20 protein-coding genes are annotated in these 22,320 nt (G+C 67.2%); 10 read left to right on the top strand and 10 right to left on the bottom strand.

What is annotated here, in order from left to right:
• Positions 1-187: 187 nt before the first annotated feature.
• The 4 genes from H8F26_RS12940 to H8F26_RS12925 all read right to left on the bottom strand — a co-directional run bounded on the left by H8F26_RS12940 (position 188) and on the right by H8F26_RS12925 (position 5,657).
• Entirely contained in the window at positions 188-1,150 is a 963-nt protein-coding gene (locus H8F26_RS12940; RefSeq protein ID WP_197154581.1) for an NAD(P)H-binding protein, read from the bottom strand.
• A gap of 50 nt (positions 1,151-1,200) precedes the next feature.
• Complete coding sequence (gene petM, locus H8F26_RS12935) at positions 1,201-1,299, bottom strand: cytochrome b6-f complex subunit PetM (RefSeq protein ID WP_197154579.1); 99 nt, start codon at positions 1,297-1,299, stop codon at positions 1,201-1,203.
• A complete protein-coding gene (locus tag H8F26_RS12930) occupies positions 1,289-2,542 on the bottom strand; it encodes a N2,N2-dimethylguanosine tRNA methyltransferase (RefSeq protein WP_197154577.1) in 1,254 nt (417 codons plus the stop codon). Before H8F26_RS12930 ends, petM begins: the two co-directional genes overlap by 11 nt.
• Before the next feature lie 73 nt (positions 2,543-2,615).
• Positions 2,616-5,657: an HD domain-containing phosphohydrolase gene (locus tag H8F26_RS12925; RefSeq protein ID WP_197154575.1), complete on the bottom strand. Its 3,042-nt coding sequence runs from the start codon at positions 5,655-5,657 to the stop codon at positions 2,616-2,618.
• 109 nt (positions 5,658-5,766) lie between these two features.
• On the opposite strand from H8F26_RS12925, the gene H8F26_RS12920 reads away from it, so the two are divergent.
• Together H8F26_RS12920 and ilvN are read left to right on the top strand one after the other, a co-directional pair.
• The gene (locus tag H8F26_RS12920; RefSeq protein WP_197154573.1) at positions 5,767-6,705 is read left to right on the top strand and encodes an alpha/beta fold hydrolase; all 939 of its coding nucleotides are present in this window, start codon (positions 5,767-5,769) and stop codon (positions 6,703-6,705) included.
• Positions 6,706-6,800: 95 nt separating this feature from the next.
• Positions 6,801-7,331: an acetolactate synthase small subunit gene (gene ilvN, locus H8F26_RS12915; protein WP_197154565.1), complete on the top strand. Its 531-nt coding sequence runs from the start codon at positions 6,801-6,803 to the stop codon at positions 7,329-7,331.
• A 16-nt stretch (positions 7,332-7,347) separates the two neighbouring features.
• On the opposite strand, the gene H8F26_RS12910 is transcribed toward ilvN, so the two are convergent.
• Both H8F26_RS12910 and H8F26_RS12905 read right to left on the bottom strand, forming a co-directional pair.
• Complete coding sequence (locus H8F26_RS12910) at positions 7,348-8,190, bottom strand: peptidylprolyl isomerase (RefSeq protein WP_197154557.1); 843 nt, start codon at positions 8,188-8,190, stop codon at positions 7,348-7,350.
• Between the two features lie 37 nt (positions 8,191-8,227).
• Positions 8,228-8,782, bottom strand: a complete 555-nt coding sequence (locus H8F26_RS12905; protein ID WP_197154555.1) for a photosystem I assembly protein Ycf4 — start codon at positions 8,780-8,782, stop codon at positions 8,228-8,230.
• A 292-nt stretch (positions 8,783-9,074) separates the two neighbouring features.
• Between H8F26_RS12905 and psbD the strand changes: the two genes are divergently transcribed.
• The 3 genes from psbD (at position 9,075) to H8F26_RS12890 (ending at position 12,753) form a co-directional block, all read left to right on the top strand.
• Positions 9,075-10,130 carry a photosystem II D2 protein (photosystem q(a) protein) gene (gene psbD / locus H8F26_RS12900; protein ID WP_197154553.1) on the top strand — a complete coding sequence of 352 codons (1,056 nt, stop codon included), beginning with the start codon at positions 9,075-9,077 and terminating at the stop codon, positions 10,128-10,130.
• Complete coding sequence (psbC, locus tag H8F26_RS12895; protein WP_197154551.1) at positions 10,114-11,502, top strand: photosystem II reaction center protein CP43; 1,389 nt, start codon at positions 10,114-10,116, stop codon at positions 11,500-11,502. The genes psbD and psbC overlap by 17 nt, the downstream gene beginning before the upstream one ends.
• 390 nt (positions 11,503-11,892) lie before the next feature.
• Positions 11,893-12,753, top strand: a complete 861-nt coding sequence (locus H8F26_RS12890; RefSeq protein ID WP_197154542.1) for a YcgJ family protein — start codon at positions 11,893-11,895, stop codon at positions 12,751-12,753.
• Here the strand turns inward: H8F26_RS12890 and H8F26_RS12885 are convergent.
• Positions 12,750-13,412, bottom strand: coding sequence for a nucleoside triphosphate pyrophosphatase (locus tag H8F26_RS12885; protein ID WP_197154540.1), 663 nt, complete (start codon positions 13,410-13,412; stop codon positions 12,750-12,752). The two genes, H8F26_RS12890 and H8F26_RS12885, sit on opposite strands and share 4 nt — an antisense overlap.
• A gap of 157 nt (positions 13,413-13,569) precedes the next feature.
• Between H8F26_RS12885 and H8F26_RS12880 the strand changes: the two genes are divergently transcribed.
• Positions 13,570-13,980: an Npun_F0494 family protein gene (locus H8F26_RS12880; protein WP_197154538.1), complete on the top strand. Its 411-nt coding sequence runs from the start codon at positions 13,570-13,572 to the stop codon at positions 13,978-13,980.
• A 59-nt stretch (positions 13,981-14,039) separates the two neighbouring features.
• Positions 14,040-15,551, top strand: coding sequence for a cobyric acid synthase (locus H8F26_RS12875; RefSeq protein ID WP_197154537.1), 1,512 nt, complete (start codon positions 14,040-14,042; stop codon positions 15,549-15,551).
• On the opposite strand, the gene H8F26_RS12870 is transcribed toward H8F26_RS12875, so the two are convergent.
• On the bottom strand, positions 15,467-17,089 hold the full coding sequence (locus tag H8F26_RS12870; protein WP_197154535.1) for a nitrilase-related carbon-nitrogen hydrolase: 1,623 nt from the start codon (positions 17,087-17,089) through the stop codon (positions 15,467-15,469). The two genes, H8F26_RS12875 and H8F26_RS12870, sit on opposite strands and share 85 nt — an antisense overlap.
• Positions 17,090-17,143: 54 nt before the next feature.
• Here H8F26_RS12870 and H8F26_RS12865 point away from each other — a divergent pair, with 54 nt between their 5' ends.
• From H8F26_RS12865 to H8F26_RS12855, 3 genes are all read left to right on the top strand, one after another.
• A complete protein-coding gene (locus H8F26_RS12865; RefSeq protein ID WP_197154534.1) occupies positions 17,144-17,485 on the top strand; it encodes a phasin family protein in 342 nt (113 codons plus the stop codon).
• A gap of 78 nt (positions 17,486-17,563) precedes the next feature.
• Positions 17,564-18,277 carry an FKBP-type peptidyl-prolyl cis-trans isomerase gene (locus H8F26_RS12860; protein ID WP_197154532.1) on the top strand — a complete coding sequence of 238 codons (714 nt, stop codon included), beginning with the start codon at positions 17,564-17,566 and terminating at the stop codon, positions 18,275-18,277.
• Positions 18,278-18,476: 199 nt separating this feature from the next.
• Positions 18,477-19,076, top strand: a complete 600-nt coding sequence (locus H8F26_RS12855) for a superoxide dismutase (protein ID WP_197154530.1) — start codon at positions 18,477-18,479, stop codon at positions 19,074-19,076.
• A gap of 248 nt (positions 19,077-19,324) precedes the next feature.
• Here H8F26_RS12855 and queA read toward each other — a convergent pair whose 3' ends face one another.
• Positions 19,325-20,416, bottom strand: a complete 1,092-nt coding sequence (gene queA / locus H8F26_RS12850) for a tRNA preQ1(34) S-adenosylmethionine ribosyltransferase-isomerase QueA (RefSeq protein ID WP_197159197.1) — start codon at positions 20,414-20,416, stop codon at positions 19,325-19,327.
• Between the two features lie 50 nt (positions 20,417-20,466).
• On the bottom strand, positions 20,467-22,314 hold the full coding sequence (locus H8F26_RS12845; protein ID WP_197154528.1) for an APC family permease: 1,848 nt from the start codon (positions 22,312-22,314) through the stop codon (positions 20,467-20,469).
• Between the last annotated feature and the right edge of the window lie 6 nt (positions 22,315-22,320).

The raw sequence follows: 22,320 nt of genomic DNA, 5'->3' as shown, positions 1-22,320 counted from the left end.
CGCCAGTCTAGACCATGGCCCAGCTCTGAGAAGTATCTTCCCAGAAAAGCAAGAAATCCAATGACAACGTTACGCGAAATCCCCAGGCCCCGCCGGACGCACCCTCTGCTTGTGACCAACAGGGGGCGATGCCGCTGATCACCAGGGCGTGAATCAGGTCCAGGGCACTCTGTCAGGCCAGGCTTGTTCAGAACGGCAGCTTCTTCTTGGCATCCTTATCGAGATCGGCCTCCATGTCGCGCAGGCGTTTGAGGATGGTGTCGTAGTACTCCTTCAGGTAATCCTCCAGTTTGGTGGTAGCAGCTGGATCGAGGCCGAAGGCGGCATAGCTCTCCTCCATCGGCGCATCCAACGGACGGCCGCCGCCGGTCACTTCGGCGAAGGCGAGCCGCTCGGCCACGTTGAGGCTGGCTTCAAAGAAACTGGCCACAGCCTGCATCCCCTTCAACAGCAGCGGCGGCACCCGGAACACCCGTGCCTCACGGCCGCTGTAGCGCTCACACAGTTGGGTGATCTCACCGGTGTTCCAGGCCCTCGGCCCCACCACCGGGAATGCCTTCCGCACGGTCTGAGGCCGTTCCAGGGCGGCCACGGCGAAGGCGGCCAGGTCCTGCGTGTTCATGTAGGCGATCGGCGTGGGAACCCCACTCACCCAAACCGTCTGGCTCTCGAGCACCGGGATCGCGAACTGACTGATCAGACCCTGCATGAAGGCCACGCCCCGCAGGATCGTGTAGTCGAACTCGGAAGCCTCCAGCCAGGCCTCGGTGCAGGCCTTGATCTCCATCAGCGGCACGCTGCGGTGCAGGGCCGCATCCAGCAACGACAGAAACACCAACCGCTTGACGCCGGCGCGGCTGCAGGCGGCGAACAGGTTCTGCTTGCCGGTCCAGTCGATGTCGTAAGCGCTGCCCGGATCGGTGGCTCGGGCCGTGGCGGCGTCGATCACCGCCTCCTGGCCTTCGAGGGCGTAATCGAGACTCTCAGGATCCATCAGATCCCCCCGGGTGAGCTCACAGCCCCACTCCTGCAGGAAGGAGGCCTTGCGGGGGGAACGCACCATGCAGCGCACCTGATGGCCGGCATCCAGGGCCCGCCTGGCGATCTGCCGGCCAAGTGTGCCCGTTCCACCAACAACCAGAACCTGCATGGAGGATGCGCTACCAGGCTGAGCCTACGAGCGCATCGGTAGCCGATGCGTCAGTCGTTCAGCAGCTTCAGCAGCAACACCCCACCGGCCAGCCCTACAGGGATGAGCACCCAGAACAGGGCAGCGGTGCCAAAGATTTCAGAGGCCATGACCGGGGCTGGAACGCAAGCCGAATCTATTTAGCAGTGTCCCGGCCTGAGCCGCACGGGCCACCTCCAGCAGCACGGGCCAGGGGGCATCGCTGCGGAGCTGGGCCGCCATCACTCCACTGGCCCAGGCACCGTGGCCCCGTTGGCGCAGATGCTGGATCATCGCCTCCAGCCGGGGCGGACCTCCTCCCAGCCGGCGAGCGATCTCCGCGGTGGGCCAGCAACGCGCCACGGCGGCGGGATCGGCCTGCAGGCGCCGCAGCAGCTTCAGACTGGCGGGCTCCAGAACACCTTCCAGCGCAGGCGTCTCCGCCCCCGGGGCCATGGCACCGAGCGCTGCCGGATCCTGCAGCGGGCCGATCCAGAGGGGGCCGCTGATCGCCAGTGGGGTGGGTTCTCCTGTCGGGGCCTGGTGGCAGAGGCAGGCAGCCCAGCGACGCAGCTGCAGCAGGCTCTGCACCTGCTGGTCGCCGCAGCCGTGGCAGAGGGCGAGCAGGCCCAGCCGGCTTTCCTCCCCGGGGGCCGCCCGGCGCCGCAGCCGCACCGCCGTGCGGAAGGTGCGGCCCTCGCTGAAGCTGAACAGGGGCTGCACGCCACGGCCCAGGGCCCAGGCGGCGCGCGCAATCACCCCCAGCTGCAGCCGCAGGGCCAGCTCCCAGCTGGACGGATGGGCCCGGGCTGCCGCCCCGAGCCGTCGCACGGCGGCGGGCCGGTCGTGGCCGGTGGGGGAGCGGCCATCGGTGCTGGCCAGATAGAGCACGCCATCGAAGGCCACCGCCTCCAGGGCGAGTGGCACCAGGGCCGCCGGACAGCCGAAGGCATCGAGATCGATCAGATCGAAGCGCTCCTGCCGGATCAGGGCCTCCGCCAGCAGGGCCTGGACGGTGCGGATCGAGATCGTCAGCTCCACACCACGGGCCGAGAGATCCGCCAGGTTGCGCTCCAGCAGAGGCCGGCGATCGGGGTCGGCATCGTTGGCCCACACCGATGTGGCCCCGGCTTCAGTGCCGTAGCGCAGGGCCCGGATGCCGGAGCCGGCCATGCCATCGAGCACCCGCAGGGTTCCCGTTCCCCGCCGCGCCAGCCAGGCCGCCAGCAGCACACCCAGATCGCGGGAGGGGCGCGACTCGGGCCGGAAGAAGCCGCCGCCCGGATCCAGCTCCACCGCCCCTTCCCGGTGGAGCTGGGGGCCATGACGCTGGGGGGACTCGGCCGTGGGATCGCAGGCGTGCGATCTGCTCATGGGCATGGTGCTGTCATGGCGTCAACCACGGGAAGACATCAGCCATGGCGAAGACAGCAGCCATGGGAAGGCCTCAACCGGCCAACAGGGCCTCCTCGTCGACGGCATCGATCTGTTCGGGCCTGAGGAACTGCTCGGCGTAGCGCTTGTAGACCCCGGAGCGGATGAACAGGGCGAAGAGCTCAGGATCGATGTGCTGATCCTTGCGCATGAAGGTCATGATCTTCAGCGCCTGCGACAGCGTCTTCATCGGTTTGTAGGGCCGATCCGCCGCCGTGAGGGCCTCGAAGATGTCGGCGATGGCCATCATCCGTGCCACATCACTCATCTCCTCCTTCTTCAGGCCCTTGGGATAGCCGGTGCCGATCAGGGTTTCGTGGTGGCCGCCCGCCAGCTCGGGCACATCCTTCATGTGCCGCGGGAACGGCAGGGCCGAAAGCATGCGGATGGTGTGGATGATGTGCTCGTTGATCTTGTAGCGATCCTCTTCGGTGAGGGTGCCGCGCGAAATCGAAAGATTCTTCAGTTCGCCCCGGTCGTAAAGCAGCTCCGGCGGCTGCAGCTTGAATCCCCAGGGGTTGTCCGGATCCAACCGATCGCTCGGCAGCCGTTCGATGCGGTGATCGGGCCGGTCGGCCAGCAGCGGCTCCTCCACCGGCAGAGTGGGGGCGGCCAGCAGCTGCTTACGCCGCAGTTCCTCGTCGGAGATGCCGAGCCGGTCATCCAGGGTGCGCAACCAGGTGCGTTGCGCAATGGAGTGCAGCCGCTCGATCCGATCAGGCGCCAGAAACTCTCCGCCCTGATTGCACGCCGCCACGAAGGCGAAATCCTGATCGAGGTGCTGGAGGTCGCTATCGCGCTCGACGGCCAGCTCGTCGGCCCTGCCGCCCTCCAGCAGGCCCTGGTAGTAGCGGATCCAGGCATCGCACTTGAGCACCTCGAAGCGCATCCGCACCTCATGGATGCGGTCGTAAAGGGTCTCGAGCTTGGTGGCCTTGTCCACCACGTACTCAGGGGTGACCACCTTGCCGCAGTCATGCAGCCAGGAGGCCACGTGCACCGCCTCCCAGCGATCCTCCGAGAGGGAGAACGCAGCGAAGGGACCCTCGGTCTCCTCGCAGGCGGCCTGGGCGAGCATCTTGGTGAGTTCCGGCACCCGCTTGCAGTGGCCGCCGGTGTAGGGACTCTTGGCATCGATCGAGCCGGCGATCAACTCGATGAAAGCCTGGAACAGAGCCTTCTGGGCCCGGATCAGCTGGCGGGTCTCCAGGGTGGTGGCCACGGTGCTGGAGAAGGCCTCCATGAAGGCCACCCGCTGGTCCGAGGGGGGAACCCTGAACCACAGCAGCAGCATGCCGAGCAGGTCGCCCGAACGGCTCTGCAGCGGCAGGCTCACGTAGGGCACGTTGTCCACAGCCATCGCCCCCGCCAACCTGCGCTCCATCGCGGAGCCTTCGGCAGAAATCCGGCCGGTGGTGGCCCGGCGGCCACTGGCCTTGCCCACCAAAAGCCGCCGGATGTCGGCCAGGGGAAAACGCGGCAGCGTATTGGGCAGGGTCTCGCCGGCCGCATTGCGCAGCAGCTCCGGATCGAGCTGCTTGTCGTCATCGAGGTTGAGGAACAGGGCGCCGCCCTGGGCGCGGCTGTTGGCGATCGATTCGTCGAGCACCCGGACCAGAAGCCGCTCGAAATCCGGTTCCGCCGCAATGGCGGCACTCACCCCGAGGAAGCGGCGGATCGTGCCCTTCATCGCCTCGAAGCTGGTGGCGAGCTCATCGATTTCAGTCACCACCGACTCCACCGTGCGGGGCGCATCGAACTCGAAGTTCTGCACTGCCTGGGCCTCCAGCGCCAGGCGTCGCAGCTGTCGGGTCACCAGCCGGGCAATCAGCCAGACCAGCGGAGAGGCCACCAGCAACACCAGGAAGGCTGTGAGCACGGCGGTCTGCTGCAGGCGCCGCGCGCCGGCGAACAACTGCTCTGTGGGGATGGCGATGGCCAGGTAGGTCTGGGTCTGATCCACCTGCACAGCCCGGGCCAGGGCCACCTCCCACCCTTCGCCATCGACGCGCAGGGTGGTGGTGAGGAGCTGATCGCCGTAGCCGAGGGACTGACGCAGGGCGGGGAACTGCTCACCGATCCGAGCGAACACCGGGGTTGTGGCATCCGCCAGGCGGTTCATGCCCTCAAGGGTGCTGGGCGTTCCCGCCCGGAACGCTCCGTAGCCCGCCTCGTTGAGGGCCACCACATTGCCCTGGGGGCCCACCAGGGCCAGCTTCACCTGCTTGAGATGCCCCAGGGATCGGCCCAGCTCCAGCAGCGCATCGCTGGCCTGGTCGATCGGCAGATCCGCCCCCACCACCGTGGCGCTGCCTGGCACCCGTTCCGCCAGGCTGATGCCCAGTCGGCCGGTGGTAGCAAACCGATACACCGGGGTGGCCACTGGGCCGGAGCTGTCGAGGGCGGCGCGGTACCAGGGCCGCTGCCGGGGATCGAAGCTGGCGGAGAGCGGATCGGGGCGGATCTCCAGCTGGCGGAAGGCACCATCCAGCACCACCTGCTGGGTGCGGATCCGGCCGTTCGACTCCCGACTGCCGATCTGGGCCAGAAAAGCAGCCTCGGCAGGGAGCCGGAAGTCGGTGCGGTCGACCTCGGAGCGGATGCGCCGCAACTGCAGCCGCTCCCCATTGCCGTAGCCCAGGTAATACGACGAGATTGCCGGGGTGGCCTCCAGGGCCTGGCGCAGCACCTTGAGCCGCTGCAGCTGCCTCGGGAAGGGCTGCGGATCCTCCAGATCCATCAGCGCCACAATCTGGCGCTTGGCCACGGGGATGCTCAGCTTCTCCTGCAGCTGCCAGTCCATGGCACGGGCCAGGCCGGCCATCCGCGCATGGTTCAGATCCGTGACCAATCGGCGGGCGTGCTGGTACGACACCACGGCCACCGTGATGCCGGTGAACATCACCACCGGCAGGAAGAGGATCGACAGACCCACGTTGAACCGCACCCTGCGACGCGGCTGGCGCCAGGCCTGCCAGGAAACGCCTGGATGAGACTGGGTCATCGGCACCCCGAACGGAAAGGCAGGACTGGTGCTCCGCGGTGGAACAGCCATGGCGTTGCGTCCCGTCAAGGTAGGGGTGATCGCCGCCTCCCAGCCAGATACTCGGGCACCTCGACGACCCCTGAAGATGGGGTGATTCCGCTCGCCCACAGGACCCGTCATGGGAAGGTCGCGGCCATCGACGACGACGGGCCCGTCGACCGACTGGGGCGAAGCCGCCGTGTGGCGCTGGCAGGGGCTGGTGGTGCACTGGCGCTGGCTCGGCGATCGGCGGCATCCGCCCCTGCTGCTGGTGCATGGCTTCGCAGCCGGCAGCGGCCACTGGCGGCATAACGCCCCTGCGCTGGCAGACGCGGGCTGGTGCGTCTACGCCCTCGACCTTGTGGGCTTCGGTGCGTCCAGTCAGCCCGCAGCCGCCCCTGGACGGACCCTGGACAATCGCCTCTGGGCCCGACAGCTGCAGGCCTTCCTGGAGCAGGTGGTGCAGGCCCCGGCGGTTCTGATCGGCCACTCTCTCGGTGGTCTGGTGGCCCTCAGCTGCGCGGTGTACTTCCCCACCTGGGTGCGGGGCGTGGTGGCAGCGCCCCTGCCTGATCCGGCCCTGCTGGCCGCGTCGGCAGCCATCCGACGGGAGACACCCTGCTGGCGCCGCCTGAAGCGCTGGACGGTACGCCTGCTCTGCCGTCTGCTGCCTCTGGAGCTGATCGTGCCCCTGCTGGCCCACTCCCCCCTGCTGGGGCTGGGGATCCAGAGCGCCTACCTGCTGCCGGTGCTCGACGACCTTGCCCTGCATCGGCTGATCGCGCTGCCGGCCCGCCGCCCCGGTGCCGCCCGGGCCCTGCGGGCGATGAGCGTGGGCATGGCCCTGCGGCCCCACGGCGCCACCGCTCCGGCCCTGCTGCAGCGCCTGCGGCAACCCCTGCTGCTGCTCTGGGGCCGCGACGATCGCCTCGTGCCGGCCCGGGTGGCGGAGCAGTGCCGGGCGGTCCGGCCCGAGCTGCCGCTGGTGCTGCTCGAGCAGGCGGGCCACTGCCCCCACGACGAACAGCCCGAGGCCTTTCATGAGGCGGTGCTCCCCTGGCTGGCTGCCCTGAGGTGATGCCCTGAGGTGATGCCCGGGGGTGCAGCCCTCGCCAGTGCCGGGAGGTGGACACGTAACTTGAGGCCAGCCTGCGGCCCTCGGCGCGCCCCGTGATGAAACACACCCTGTCGGTGTTGGTGGAAGACGAGTCCGGTGCGCTCAGCCGGATCTCCGGCCTGTTCGCCCGCCGGGGCTTCAACATCGAGAGCCTGGCGGTGGGACCCGCCGAAAAAGGTGGCGTCTCGCGTCTCACCATGGTGGTGGAGGGCGACAGCCGCACGGTGGAACAGATGACCAAGCAGCTCAACAAGCTGGTCAACGTGCTGGCCGTGACTGACCTCTCCACCATCCCATCGGTGGAGCGGGAACTGATGCTGCTCAAGGTGGCGGCCCCACCGGAGCAGCGCGCCGCCATCCTCGATCTGGTGCAGGTGTTCCGAGCCAACGTGATCGACGTGGGCGAAACCGCCCTCACCCTGGAAGTGGTGGGAGACCCGGGCAAGCTCGTGGCGATCGAGCAGATCCTCGAGACCTACGGCATTCTCGAAATCGCCCGCACCGGCAAGGTGGCCCTGGAGCGGGCCTCCGGCGTGAACACCGCCTACCTGAAGGTGACGGCCTCAGCCAAACGGGTGCCGGCCTGAGCATTCAGGCCCTCTCTCAGGGTTTGTCCGTCACCAGGGTGCCGCCCTCCACGAGCGTGGCTTTCACCAGCCGGTCGCCCTGCTGGATCTTGTCCACCACCTCCATCCCCTTCGTCACCCGACCGAACACCGCGTAGCGGCCATCCAGTTCCGGCAGAGCCTCCAGGGCCACATAGAACTGGGCGCTGGCGGAATTGGGGTCGTTGGAGCGGGCCATGGCCACGGCTCCTCGCTGGTGCACCAGGGCCAGCTGGCGCGTCAGGCTGGGGTTGGTGATCGGCTCGCCGTAGCGGGGTTCGGATTCGCCCTTGACCGTCAGCTCCAGGGGGATCAGCCTTGCCTCGCCGCTGCTGGGCTCGATGAAACTACCGGTGCCGTACTGGCTGGCCGGCACTTTCGGATTGGCGCTGAGCGGATCGCCCCCTTGCACCACGAAGGGCACGGGCTCCCGCACCACCCGGTGGAAGACGGTGTTGTTGTAGGCGCCCCGCTTCACCAGGTCCACGAAGTTGCCGGCGGTGAGGGGAGCGGCAGCGCCATCGAGGCTGATCTCCACCTCTCCCTTGGCGGTCTGCAGCCTCACCAGGGCAGTCCCACTCAGGCAAGCCGCACCCGAAACGCCGCAGCCCAGGGTCTGGGCGCGGGGCTCAGCGCCACAGGCCGACAGGACCCAGGGCAGCAGCAACAGCAGACCGGCGCAGAGGGAGCGACCCAGAACGCCCCTGAGGCGATCCCGCGTGCTGCCCTGCGGGCCACGGGTCACGACGGGGTGCCCCGATTCGGCAGCGAACCGATCACGGGAGAGAAGAACGGACGGATCAGCGGACGGATCCGAGCAAGGGGGGGAGAAATCCGGCATCAGCGAAGCAGCACAGCACAGGGGGTGGAAGCCTGGATCACTGCCCTTCGAGGGCTACCCCGAGGAAGCGGGCCAGCTGGGCACCCGACAATTCCAGGTCGGCCAGGGGGATGGGTTCACCCACGCGGGTGAGCGGCAGATCGCGTCGGCCCTGCACCTTCAGGGCCAGGCGGCGGCGGGGGTTGAGACCATCGCGCACATCGATCTTCACCGCCTGGATCTCCCGCAGAGGGATCTCGACGCGGATCATCTGGCGGAAACCGCGGCGCTCGATCGTGGCGGTGCCGGCACGGCGGTCGAAGCGGTTGACGCCAGCGCCCACGTCGATGCCGATCACCGACCAGAGGTAGGTGGCGAGCAACACGGCGGCGATGCCATACAGACCCATCACCAGACCCTGGGGCACCCACTCGAGCTCCGCCGGGTGGCCGATCGGCAGCAGGTCGATCCCCCAACGGCTGGAGGCACTAGTGAGCAGGAAACCGACACCGCCGGTGGTCACCACAGCCGCCACAAGAAGATTGGACCAACGCCTTGAGCCCAGCACCGGTTGCTCCAGCAGATCGGTGGGGCTGGTGGCGGGGTTGGACATCGCGATGTGCGGGGCTTCGAAAGCCGCCATGCAGGAGCCAGGGTTCGGAGAGGCCATCTTGGCCCGCGGGCGGCAAGCCTGACGAACACGGTCTGCATCCGCCACACCGACGGACGCATAGGCCCAACCCCAGATCGAGATCGACCGAAAGCAGAAATACCTAGGCCCTCAGAACCCTGCTCCGCCAAGGCATGTCAGCCCATTGCAGCCTGTCTCGCGCTGGCTGGGAACATTGTTACCATCGCCCGGTATCCCACACAGCTTCCGCGGGTTTCCCGCACCGTTTCTTCCCATGACGATTGCTGTTGGACGCGCGCCGCAGCGGGGATGGTTCGACGTCCTCGATGACTGGCTCAAGCGCGACCGCTTCGTATTCGTGGGGTGGTCCGGTCTGCTGCTGTTCCCCACCGCCTACCTGGCGCTGGGCGGCTGGCTCACCGGCACCACCTTCGCCACCTCCTGGTACACCCACGGCATCGCCAGCTCCTATCTGGAGGGCTGCAACTTCCTCACCGCCGCCGTCAGCACCCCCGCTGACGCCATGGGCCACAGCCTGCTGCTGCTCTGGGGCCCCGAGGCGCAGGGCGACTTCGTGCGCTGGGTGCAGCTGGGCGGCCTCTGGCCTTTCGTGGCCCTGCACGGCGCCTTTGCCCTGATCGGCTTCATGCTGCGTCAGTTCGAGATCGCCCGCCTGGTGGGCATCCGTCCCTACAACGCCATCGCCTTCTCCGGTCCGATCGCGGTGTTCGTCAGTGTCTTCCTGATGTACCCGCTGGGCCAGAGCAGCTGGTTCTTCGCCCCCTCCTTCGGGGTGGCGGCGATCTTCCGCTTCCTGCTGTTCCTGCAGGGCTTCCACAACTGGACCCTGAATCCCTTCCACATGATGGGAGTGGCCGGCATCCTCGGCGGTGCTCTGCTCTGTGCCATCCACGGCGCCACGGTGGAGAACACCCTGTTTGAGGATTCCGAGCAGGCGAACACCTTCAAGGCGTTCGAGCCCACCCAGGAAGAGGAGACCTACTCGATGGTCACCGCCAACCGCTTCTGGAGCCAGATCTTCGGGATCGCCTTCTCCAACAAGCGCTGGCTGCACTTCTTCATGCTGTTCGTGCCGGTGATGGGTCTGTGGACCAGCAGCATCGGCATCATCGGCCTGGCCCTCAACCTGCGTGCCTACGACTTCGTGTCGCAGGAGATCCGCGCCGCTGAGGACCCCGAATTCGAGACCTTCTACACGAAGAACATCCTTCTGAATGAAGGTCTGCGGGCCTGGATGGCCCCGGCCGACCAGCCGCACGAAAACTTCGTCTTCCCTGAAGAGGTTCTGCCCCGTGGTAACGCTCTCTAATCCCAACCTCAGTTCGGTCGGGGGCAAGGACCTCGATTCGACTGGTTACGCCTGGTGGGCGGGCAATGCCCGCCTGATCAACCTGTCCGGTCGCCTGCTCGGCGCCCATGTGGCCCACGCTGGCCTGATGGTGTTCTGGGCCGGCGCCATGATGCTCTTCGAGGTGAGTCACTTCACCTTCGACAAGCCCATGTACGAGCAGGGTCTGATCCTGTTCCCCCACGTCGCCACCCTTGGTTACGGCGTTGGTCCCGGCGGTGAAGTCACCGATCTCTACCCCTTCTTTGTGGTGGGGGTGCTGCACCTGATCAGCTCCGCCGTTCTTGGCCTAGGCGGCCTGTATCACGCCCTGCGTGGTCCGGAAATTCTGGAGAACTATTCCGCCTTCTTCTCCCAGGATTGGCGTGATAAGAACCAGATGACCAACATCATCGGCTACCACCTCATCCTTCTCGGTGTGGGCGCCCTGCTGCTGGTGTTCAAGGCCATGTTCTTCGGCGGTGTCTATGACACCTGGGCCCCCGGCGGCGGCGATGTACGCATCATCACCAACCCCACCCTCAGCCCTGGTGTGATCTTCGGTTATCTCACCCGAGCCCCCTTCGGCGGCGAGGGCTGGATCATCGGGGTCAACTCGATGGAAGACATCATCGGTGGCCACATCTGGATCGGTCTGATCTGCATCTTCGGTGGCATCTGGCACGTCATCACCAAGCCCTTCGGCTGGGTGCGTCGCGCCTTCATCTGGAATGGTGAGGCCTATCTCAGCTACAGCCTTGGCGCCCTGAGCTTCATGAGCTTCATCGCCTCGGCCTACATCTGGTTCAACAACACCGCCTATCCTTCCGAGTTCTACGGCCCCACCAACGCCGAGTCCTCCCAGGCCCAGAGCTTCACCTTCCTGGTTCGTGACCAGCGCCTCGGCGCCAACATCGGTTCGGCCATGGGCCCCACCGGTCTGGGTAAGTACCTGATGCGCTCCCCCACCGGCGAGATCATCTTCGGTGGTGAAACCATGCGCTTCTGGGACTTCCGCGGCCCCTGGCTGGAGCCCCTGCGTGGCCCGAACGGTCTGAGCCTCGACAAGCTGCAGAACGACATTCAGCCCTGGCAAGTGCGCCGCGCGGCTGAATACATGACCCACGCGCCGAACGCCTCCCTCAACTCCGTGGGCGGCATCATCACCGAGCCCAACTCGGTGAACTTCGTGAATATCCGCCAGTGGCTGGCCTCCACCCAATTCGTGCTGGCCTTCTTCTTCCTGGTGGGTCACCTCTGGCACGCCGGTCGCGCCCGCGCCGCTGCCGCCGGTTTCGAGAAGGGAATCGACCGTCAGGCCGAGCCCACCCTGTCGATGCCGGATCTCGACTGATTCAACCCAGGGCTTTCCCTGCGAATCAACCACGACTGGTGCCTGATCTGCCCTCACCTCGCGGTGGGGGTTTTTTATGGTTTCTGCGTCTGTGACTTCTTCCCAGATCCACAACCGCCGGATCAGCAGCCGGGAAGGATCAGATGAACAGGAATGAATAATTTCGGCGCCTGCCTGCCTACGGCACCGCGATTCGCAGCATGATTGCCAGGGACGTGCAAGAAGACGCCATCAACGCGCCATCAACGCCATCAGAATAAATAGGAATAGTTGCACCTAAGACAAGAAATGACTGTCAAACCGTCTACAGTTGCTTCTAGGAACGCCTGTTCAAAGACAGAATTCACTCCACTGCCACCTCGACCCAGGCACGGCAGCGCAAGCCAACCGATGACTGCACAGCCCATCCGCCTCAACGCCATGCATCGCACCTCCAGTGTCTATCCCCTTCTGATTGCAGCCCTGGTCGCTCCGCTGATCGCCCTGGAGCCGGCCCATGCTGACACCAAGACGCTCGATCTCTCTCGCAACGGCTTTGTCTGTGATCGGAGCCAGAAAATCTGCTACGACAGCAGAGGACCCTCCACCGAGGCCACCCGCAACGAATTCGGCAGCAAAGCGGAGCGTGATCTTGTGAATCGGCTCTCCGGTAAGCCGCGCCAGGAGGAGATCCGATTCAGCACCGGAGCGGAGTGCGACCTGCGGCAGCAGATCTGCTGGGAAGATGGTCGCAAGCGAAAGAATGTGAGCCAGCAGCTCAACAAGCAGCTGTTCGGCAACAGCAGTGGTGGATCCACCCAAAGCTGGCGCAATCCGGCTGACGATACCGCCACTTGCCAACTGAGTGATCGGAACCGGCGCATCTTCAGCGGTCGATGCGATCTGCAACGGCGTGCCACCAGCAGTGGCACCTCCTATGTGGTGGATCTGCGAGACGGTCGCCGCTACACCTTCTACAACCGCATGGGCCGGCTGGTGATGAGTGATGCGACCGGAACCTATCCCGTGACCTACAGCACCCGCGGGCGTTCAACCGTCTTCCGCTGGGCCAATATGGAATTGGAGACCTACCGCAATGACAGTGGCAGCAATTCCAGTGGCCGCTATCCCGACAACCGCTATCCGGACAACCGTTACCCGAACAACAGTTATCCCGATAATCGCTACCCCAGCAACCAGTATCCTGGTTACGGCAATCCTTCCAGCGGTGGGTCGGGCTTGCAGAACCTGATCGAGAACCTGTTTCGCTAAGGACGCCTCAGCCAGTTGTTCAGCAGCGGCAGGCTCAGACCGATCACGTTGCTGAAGCAGCCTTGGATCTGCTCCACCAACAGCCCGCCACGACCCTCCAAGGCAAAGCCACCGGCACAGCGCAACGGTTCGCCGGTGGCGACATAGGCGGCGATCTCCGCCTCGTTCAAGCAGGCAAACTTCACGCGAGTGGTGACGGTGGCCAGCTGCACAGCCGCTGCCAGCACTGACGGTGGGGAAACGCAGGAATCAGTCGGAGGGTCAACGGGCTGGCTGGCCCCGCTGAGCCGAATCAGGCAATGGCCTGTATGCAACTCGGCCCAACCTCCGGCCATGCGGCGCCAGCGTTGGCAGGCCTCGTCTGCATCGACAGGCTTGCCATAGACGTCGCCATCCATGCTGAGCACGGAGTCGCAGCCCAGCACCGCCGAGGTCTTCATGGCCTCCGTTGCCTCCAGCACCGACGCAGGGTTGCGTGCATCTGGCAACTGAGCCAGCACCGCCTCGGCTTTCGCCTGGGCCAGCCTCTGGACCAGCTGTTCAGGATTGGGGTGATGAATCGCCTCCTCATCGACCCCACTCACCTGGACCCGATGGGGAATACAGGCCTGCTCCAGGAGGCGGCGGCGGGCAGGAGAGGCGGAGGCCAGCAACAACATGGGGCGCGGCGGAAAGGGCAGTGAGGATCAGTCCGGTGCAGACGATTCCGGTGCCGCGGCCAGGCGCGGGATCTCCAGGACGTCGTCCAATTGAATCAAAGACCCTGCGGATTCAAGGGTGTGGTCTGTGGGGAGGACAAGCGGCCACAATCGCCTGATGCATCCACAGCCGACGAACGACACGGCTCCTCAAGGAGACGCCGAGGAACGCGACCAGCGCTCCTGGAAGCGGGCCGAGCGGGCCGTCTGCTCCCTCCCCTACCGGCGTACGTTCTATGGGCTGGTCAGCGATCAGGCGATCAGCAGCGCCGGCTTCTGCCAGCGGACCGACCTCGATCGCCTCTTCCGGGGCAGGGTTGCTGCGCCCGACTCGGTCGAGAACGACTGGATCTGGTTGATCCGGCTCGGCGTCCTGCGGCGCGAGGTGGATGGGCAGGGCCTGACGGAGCGGGTCCGGCTGACCCCGATGGGACGCCAGCTGCTGGCCACCTGGCCCGCAGAGATCCCCACAGCCACTCCCCTGCAACGCCTGCAGCACTGGGTCAGCCGGTACCGGCCACGGCGATGACCGAATGCGTCGATCCACGATCCAGCTGCCAACCTCCGTCAGCCTCCCTGCCGCCGCTGATGGTGCTGGGCACCAGCAGCGGGGCCGGCAAGTCGCTGATGACCACCGCCCTCTGCCGGGTACTGAAGCGTCGCGGTGAAACGCCCGTGCCCTTCAAGGGGCAGAACATGAGCAACAACGCCTGGGTGGATCCGGCCGGCGGCGAGATGGCCTACTCCCAGGCCCTGCAGTCCTGGGCCGCGGGGCTGGAGCCCCTGGCGGCCATGAACCCGGTGTTGCTCAAGCCGCGGGGCGACAGCACCAGCGAGGTGATCCACATGGGCCGCTCGGTGGGCACCGCCCGGGCCGAGCACTACTACCGCGATTGGTTCCGGCCCGGTTGGCGGGCGATCCGCCAGGGCCTGGCGGAGCTTCAGCAGCAGCACCCTGGCGGCCGGCTGGTGCTGGAGGGAGCCGGCAGCCCGGTGGAGGTGAACCTGCAGGCCCGCGATCTCACCAACCTGCGCCTGGCCCAGTTCCTGCGGGCCCGTTGCCTGCTGGTGGCCGACATCGAGCGTGGTGGTGTCTTCGCCCAGATCGTCGGCACCCTGGCATTGCTGCGTCCGGTGGAGCGCCCGCTGATCCGGGGTCTGTTGATCAATCGCTTCCGGGGACGGCGGGAGCTGTTCGATGCCGGTCGGAGCTGGCTGGAGGCCCAGACCGGGCTGCCCGTGCTGGGGGTGATGCCCTGGCTGGAGGAGCTGTTTCCACCGGAAGACTCGCTCGATCTGCTGGAGCGGCGCGGCCGCAAGAGCGGTGCCGAGCTGGAGATCGCCGTGCTGCGGCTGCCATCGCTGAGCAACTTCTCCGATCTCGATCCGCTCGAAGCCGAACCCAGCGTGCAGCTGCGCTGGGTCCGGCCCGGCGAGGCGCTCGGCCGGCCCGATGCCCTGATCCTGCCGGGCAGCAAGCAGACCCTGCGCGATCTGGCCGGCCTGCAGGCGGCTGGCCTGAGCGAGGAGATCGCCGCCTACCTGGCCGGCGGCGGCCAGGTGTTCGGCCTCTGCGGCGGGCTGCAGATGCTGGGCCAGCGGCTGCAGGATCCCGAGGGTCTCGAAGGCGCCACGCCAGGGGTCTCGACCAGCACACTGCCAGGCCTCGGCCTGTTGCCGCTGGCCACCACGTTCAGCCCCGCCAAGACCCTGCGCCAGCGCCACAGCACCGCGCTCTGGCCACCGGGAGACCCGCTGCGGCTGGAGGGCTTCGAGCTGCACCACGGCCGCACGGAACTCCTGCAATCGGGCCCTGGCCCTGGCCCCTGCGCCCCCCTGGCGGCAGAGGCAGGGCTGGGCTGGTGGCGTTCGGCTGGTGAGCAGGGCGGCGAAGTGGCGGGCACCTACCTGCACGGCGTCTTCGAGAACGGACCCTGGCGGCGGCGCTGGCTGAACCAGCTGCGCCGGCGCCGCGGTCTTCCCCCCCTGAGCGAGCACCAGCCCCACCACGGCCGTCAGCGCGACGCGCTGCTGGATCGCCTCGCCGATGCCTTCGAAGCCCACGTGGACCTGGACCCGTTGCTCGGAACCACCCGGTAGCCAAGCGTGCCCCAGGCCCCTCCAGCCAGGGCGAGCCCCAGCAACGGCAGCTCCCCGAACCGGTCATAGGGGGTCATGGCGTCACGCGGCTCCAGGCCGAGCACCGTCGTGACCGGCCTGCCCGGGGGGAGGGCGGTGCGCAGGCGACCGGAGCTGTCGACCACCAGGCTGGGTCCGGTGTTGGCCGCACTCACCAGCCAGCGACCTGTTTCCAGGGCCCGCAGCTGGGCCAGGGCCTGGAACTGGCCCTGGAGCTGGGCGGGGTAGGGGTCGAGATTGGCGCTGGCCAGCAGCCACTGTGCCCCGGCGGCCACCGCGGCTCGCTGACCGACACCGTCGGCGATCTCGTAGCAGATCGCCACCCCGATCGCCCCGCCGGGCCTCTCCAGCAGCCGCGACGGCGCCCCCGGTGTGATCCCCCCCACCGCCGAGAGGCCACTCCAGCGCCACAGGTGGGCCAGGGGGACCCATTCCCCCAGCGGCACGACCCGGGCCTTATCGATCCAGCCGCTGGGCCGAGCCTGATCGCCAGGCGCAAAGCGCAGCACGCTGCTGCGCACCTCCGCGTCCTGGCGACGAAAGCCGCCGCTGAGCACTTCGCTCGGTGCTGGATCAGGCAGGGGCTGATCCAGCGGCAGGGCACCCTCGGGCAACAGCAGCGCATCGATCGGCTCCCCGGCTGCCCCTGCCGCCACGGCCAGCTGTTGTGCTGCCGCCAGCCTCTGCAGCAGCTGCTGCTGCTGGGCTGCTTCGAATTTCTGCCGGGTGGGAATCGCCGGCTGGACCACCAGAAGCCGCTGGCCATGGGCCGGTGCCGGCAATGCCGATGGGGACTGGGTGGCATTCGCTGCCTGGGCAGCTGGGGCCTGCTCGGAAGCCCGCAGCAGGGCGGCTCCCACACCATGCAGCAGAAGGACGGCCAGGAGCCAGCTCAGCAGCGCAGCGATCCCTTCAGACCAAAGCCGGCGGACCAACAGCAGCAGAACGCGCCACAGCAGCCAGGCGATCAGGAGCTGCAACGCCGCCACGAGGCCGGCGCCGCCGAGGCTCGCCCAGGCCGCCAGGGCGCGATCACCCGGCAGGGCTGAAGCCCCCAGGCCGATCCAGAAGAGCGGGCCGCGGGCCAGTTGCACCTCGGCCAGTCCCCAGAGCGCCGCGGCGGTGATCGCGGCCGCGAGACCACCGCCTCCCCACCAGCCCTCCAGACGCATCAAGACAGCCAGCCACAGGGCCACCAGCAGGGCCCCAGCCAGGCCGCACAACCCCCAGAGCAGCAGGCAGAGGGGCAGGCTGAGGGGCAGGGGCACCCCCACCCAGTCGAGGGGATGGAGCCAGAGCAGCCAGCGGTGGCTCACCAGCACCGCCGCCGCGCCCCAGGCCCAGCCGCCGCGCCAGCCAAGCGGCGAACGCGGCAGGGCCCAGAGCAGCGCCAGGGCCGGCCACAGCAGCCAGGCAGCTCCCCAGGGCGGCAGAGCCAACCCTGCCCCGGCACCGGCGACAGCCGCTCCGATCCACCAGCGACACCGGTCTGCTCCCATGGCGGTGGAGCCTAGGAACGGCCAATCTGTTCAGAACAAGAAAGCAGCCGATCCATGGACCAGGGCAACCTGCTGCAGATGCTGCTGTTGCGCGGCCTCGGCACCACATCGCTGGTGGGAGACAGGCTGCGCCTGGTGAGTCAGGACTGGGTCCGCAGCGGTCGGCTCGATCCCGGCCAGGCCTCCGCGTTGGTGGAGGACGTGCTCAAGGCCCTGCGCGGCGAAACTCCGGAGCTGGAGCAACAGGCGGAGCGGCAGCTGGAGCGCAACCGCGATCAATTGCTTGAGGATCTGGGCCTGGCACGGCAGCGGGAGCTGGATGAGCTGCGGGGACGCATCGACCGGCTGGAGCAGGCCCTGCGGCAGCGCCAGATCAGTGCCGACACCCCAGACTGAGCCAGCCGGCACCGCCTGGGGGCGAACGGTTCAGGAGGCAGAATCGGCGCAGCCCACCTGTTCCTTGCCAGCTGCCCCATGCGCGACATCCTGATCAGCTCGGCGGTGTTCGTGGCCTGCCTGATGGTGGCCTTCGTGAGCCAGTTGGTGGCCCCCTCCACCGTGATCGGCGCGGCCAGTGCCGAGTCTTCCGTGGCCGAAGCATCAGCCAGTCCGGCAGTGGCCGTGACCAACGCGGCAGCAGCCAGCACCGGTCTGGCGGCTCAGGCCCTCAACGCCCCAGAGGTGAGCCGGACCGCTCGGGCCGTTGTGCAGGCACCGCTGGAACTCGACCCCAACGATCCCAACCCCACCCTGTTTGCCATGGCTTCTGATTCGCCGATCTCCAGCTCCTCCGATGCGGCCCTGGCCCAGGGAGCGTCTTCCCTCGGAGGTCCCATGGACGCTGCCAAGGAGCGGGTCACCCCCAGTGGCCTGCGCATCACCGACCTGGTGATCGGTGATGGCCCCGAGGCTCAGAGCGGTCAGACGGTCGTGGTCAATTACCGCGGCACCCTGGAAAGCGGCAAGGAGTTCGACTCCAGCTACGGTCGCGGCCCCTTCTCCTTTCCCCTCGGCGCCGGCCGGGTGATCCGCGGCTGGGACGAAGGCGTGGCCGGCATGCAGGTGGGTGGCAAGCGCAAGCTGGTGATTCCCGCTGATCTGGCCTACGGCGAACGGGGCGCCGGTGGTGTGATTCCCCCCAACGCCACCCTGATCTTCGAGGTGGAACTGCTGCGGATCGGCAGCTGAGGCCTTGGTTGCTGGACACTGAACGCCAAGGCCTTTGCCGGAGAGGCGCCTGACATCGAAAACCTGTAGCAATCGTTAGGATGCCTCTGACAAGGCTCCATCGAGCCTGAATCCCGTCCTGCCCTGGCGGCACCGAGCCCACAACTGACCGGCCCGGCCCTCCTGCGGCAGGCTTTTCCCAAGCCCTTTCCCTTCCCCCATGGCTCACACGCTGCCCGCGCTGCCCTATGGACTCGATGCGCTCGAGCCCCATATCAGCAGCCGGACCCTGGAGTTTCACCACGGCAAGCACCACAATGCCTACGTCACCAACCTCAACAACCTGGTGGCCGGCACTGATCTGGAAGGCAAGAGCCTGGACGACGTGATCACGGCCGTGGCCGGTGATGCCAGCAAGGCCGGTGTGTTCAACAACGCCGCCCAGGTGTGGAACCACAGCTTCTACTGGCAGTGCATGAAGCCCGGCGGTGGCGGTGCTCCCAGCGGCGCCCTGGCCGACAAGATCGCCGCTGATTTCGGCAGCTTCGAGGCCTTTGTCGAGGCCTTCAAGGCTGCCGGCGCCACCCAGTTCGGCAGTGGCTGGGCCTGGCTGGTGCTGGATGGCGGCACCCTCAAGGTGACCAAGACCGCCAATGCCGATCTGCCCCTGGCCCACGGTCAGAAGGCGCTGCTGACCATGGACGTGTGGGAGCACGCCTACTACCTCGATTATCAGAACCGTCGCCCTGATTACATCACCACCTTCCTCGACAAGCTGGTGAATTGGGACTTCGTGGCGGCCAACCTGGCAGCGGCCTGATCCCTCTTCCCGAGAAAACTTGGCCGAAGGAAATTCAGCGAAAGTTTTCCCGACTCAAGACTATTTTGCTAAAACGATTGCTGCGAAAGCAGTCTTCAGTGAGCCCCCGAGTCTTTCGGGGGCTTTTTTGTTGGCTCAGTCTGTTTTCAGTTCAGTCTCTGCCTTGATCCAACCAAGCTGTGTTGGCTGTGCCTCAAGGCTTTCCATGTCTTGATTCGTCGTGCGTCTGACCTTGAGTGCCGCCTCGATCAGACCTTGAGCACCGCCTCCGGCGGAATCCACATGGCGTCGCCATAGGAAAAGAAGCGATAGTTCTGTTCAATCGCCTCGCCATACAGATCCAGCAACCGCTGCCGGCCGATCAAGGCACTCACCAGCAGCAGCAGCGAACTCCTGGGCAGATGGAAATTGGTGAGCAGACCCTCCACCACCGCGAAGCGGAAACCGGGTTGGATCACCAGGTTCACCGGGCCGGCATGGGGACGGAGCTCGCCGCCATGCAGGGCGGCCACCCCCTCGAGGCTGCGCACGCTGGTGGTGCCCACGGCGATCACCCGCCCGCCGCGCTCGCGGCAGGCCCGCACCGCCTCCACCAATTCCGGGCTCACCTCCACCCATTCGCTGTGCAGTTCCAGCTGGCTGAGGTCTTCGTCTTCCAGGGGCCGGAAGGTGCCCAGCCCCACATGCAGGGTCACGGTGGCTCGCTGCACGCCGCGGCTCTCCAATGCAGCCAGCAACTCATCGCTGAGGTGCAGACCCGCCGTTGGGGCCGCCACGGCACCGGGCCGTGCCGCGTAGCGGGTCTGGTAGCGCTCGTTATCGCTGGCGTCGTGTTCGTGGATGTAGGGCGGCAGTGGGATCGCGCCGTAGGCCAGCAGCAGCGGCTCGAGGCCGGCGGCATCGGTGCACTCCGGCGGAAACTGCACGATGCGGCCACCGGTGTCGGGATCGCTGTCCAGCACCTCCACAGCCAGGGGCGGCTGCCCTTCGGCCAGCAGCTCCAGCTGGTCACCGGGGCGCAGGCGCTTGGCCGGACAGGCCAGGCAGAGCCAGCGGGCCTCCCCCCGCGGTTCGAGCACCAGCAGTTCCACGGCGCCGCCGCTGCCGGCCCGGCGGGCCTGCAGCCGCGCCCGCAGCACCCGGGTGTCATTCACCACCAGCAGATCACCGGGCCGCAGCTCCTCCTGCAGATCCCAGACCGTGCGGTGGCGACAGCCCGCATCGGCTTCCACTGCCAGCAGGCGGGCCGCATGGCGGGGCTCCACGGGGCGCTGGGCAATGCGCTCGGGCGGCAGCTCGAACCCATAGCTGGACAGGGCGCGATCTTCGGGACCTCCCAGGGGGGACACCGCAGAACGAGAGGAGAGGGGCTGCAACCGCCGATCGGGAATCAGGCCGGCAAGTAATAGCGCACCACGGTGAAGACTCGGTTGTGCTGGGCATCGAGCGCCTGGCGCATGTTGATGGCGCGCTGGTTGAGCAGCAGGCTGTCGAAGCGGTAGCGGGGAATCGCCATCGGCATCACGATCGTGAGGCTGGAGGCGGGGTAGCGGTTCTCCTCGGCTTCCACCACGGCCACAAAGGGTTGGATCAAGGAGGCAAAGGGGCTGTCCACCAGCCGCAGTTCCACCTGGGGTTCGTCCCCCACCAGGCGCAGCCAGTCGGCCTGGATGGCGGCTGGATCATCGTCTTCCGAAAGCACCCACACCGCCACCACCTGATCAGAGACCCGGGCGGCGTAGTGGAGGGCATCGAGGCTGGGGCGGCTGAATCCGGTGAGCCAGACGATGCTGCGGTTCCCGATCGGTTCATGGCGTTGCGGCAGCCGCACCGGCTGGACCTGATCGGGCTGCACGGCGATTTCGGCGTAGACCCGCCGGTAGCGCCGCCGGATCCGGGCCAGCAGCGCCACCAGCAGCGGGATGGCGATGACCACGGTCCAGGCTCCTTCGCTGAACTTGCTCAGCACGATCACCACCAGCACCACGCAGGTGGTGATGGCCCCCAGGGCATTCATCAGCAGCCGGCCGTGCCAGCCGGGGCCGCGCTGGCGCCACCACAGCACCACCATGCCCGTCTGGGACAGGGTGAAGGCCATGAACACCCCCAGGGCATAGAGGTTCACCGCCACGGTGGTGTCACCCCGGCAGACCACGATGATCACGGCGGTGGCCAGCACCAGGGTGGTGATGCCGTTCTGGAACACCAGCCGATCCCCCAGCCAGCCCATCTGACGGGGCAGGAAGCGGTCCTGGGCGAGCATCGCGGCCAGGCGTGGGAAGCCGGCGAAGGCGGTGTTGGCCGCCAGCACCAGGATCAGCAGGGTGGTGATCTGCAGAGCCCAGAGCAGTGGACTGCCGGCCCCGAACACCCGCAGGCCGATCTGGGCCAGCACGGTGCGATTCGGATCGGGGGCCACGCCGTAGAGGAAGCCGAGGCCGCTCACGCAGAAGAACATCGCGGCGAGCATCAGCCCCATCACCAGCATCGTGGCCCGCGCCCGGGTCGCCGCCGGCTGGCGGAACAGCTTCACCCCGTTGGCGATCGCCTCGATGCCGGTCATGGCGGAACAACCGGAACTGAAGGCCCGCAGGATCAGAAACAGCCCCAGCGGCTCCACCGCCTGAATCAGCGGGGGGGGATCGGGCTGGAAGCCATGGTGGAAGACCAGGTCCTGCAGTCCGCCGAGGGCCAGAAGCGCCACCATCAGCACAAACGCGTAGGTGGGGAGAGCGAAGGCCTGTCCCGCCTCCCGGACACCACGCAGGTTCGCCCAGCCCACCAGCAGCAACAGCAGCAGGGCGAAGGCCACCTCGTGGCGCAGCAGGCCCGGCAGCAGTGAGGAGAGCGCCTGGGTTCCCGCCATCAGGCTCACCGCCGCTGTGAGGGTGTAATCCACCAGCAGGGAAGCGGCCGCCACCAGGCTGGCGGCGGTGCCGAGGTTTTCGCGGGCCACCACATAGGAGCCGCCGCCCTGGGGGTAGGCCTCGATCGTCTGGCGGAAGGAGAAGACCACCACGGCGATCAGGGCGATGATCGCCAGGGTGATCGGCAGTGACAGCTCCAGGGCGCGGCTGCCGGCCAGGATCAGAACCCCCAGAGCGGCCTCGGTGGCATAGGCCACGGAGGAGAGGGCATCGGACGACAGGATCGGCAGGGCTTCGTAGCTGGGCAGCCGTTCAGCTTCCGCCTCGCTGCGTGGCAGAGGCTTGCCGAACAGCCGCCGGATCAGGTCCATGGAGCC

Origin of the sequence: Synechococcus sp. CBW1006 (genome assembly GCF_015840525.1) — a bacterium.
Taxonomy (GTDB): Bacteria; Cyanobacteriota; Cyanobacteriia; order PCC-6307; family Cyanobiaceae; genus CBW1002.
This window is presented reverse-complemented; position numbering and strand designations above follow the sequence as displayed.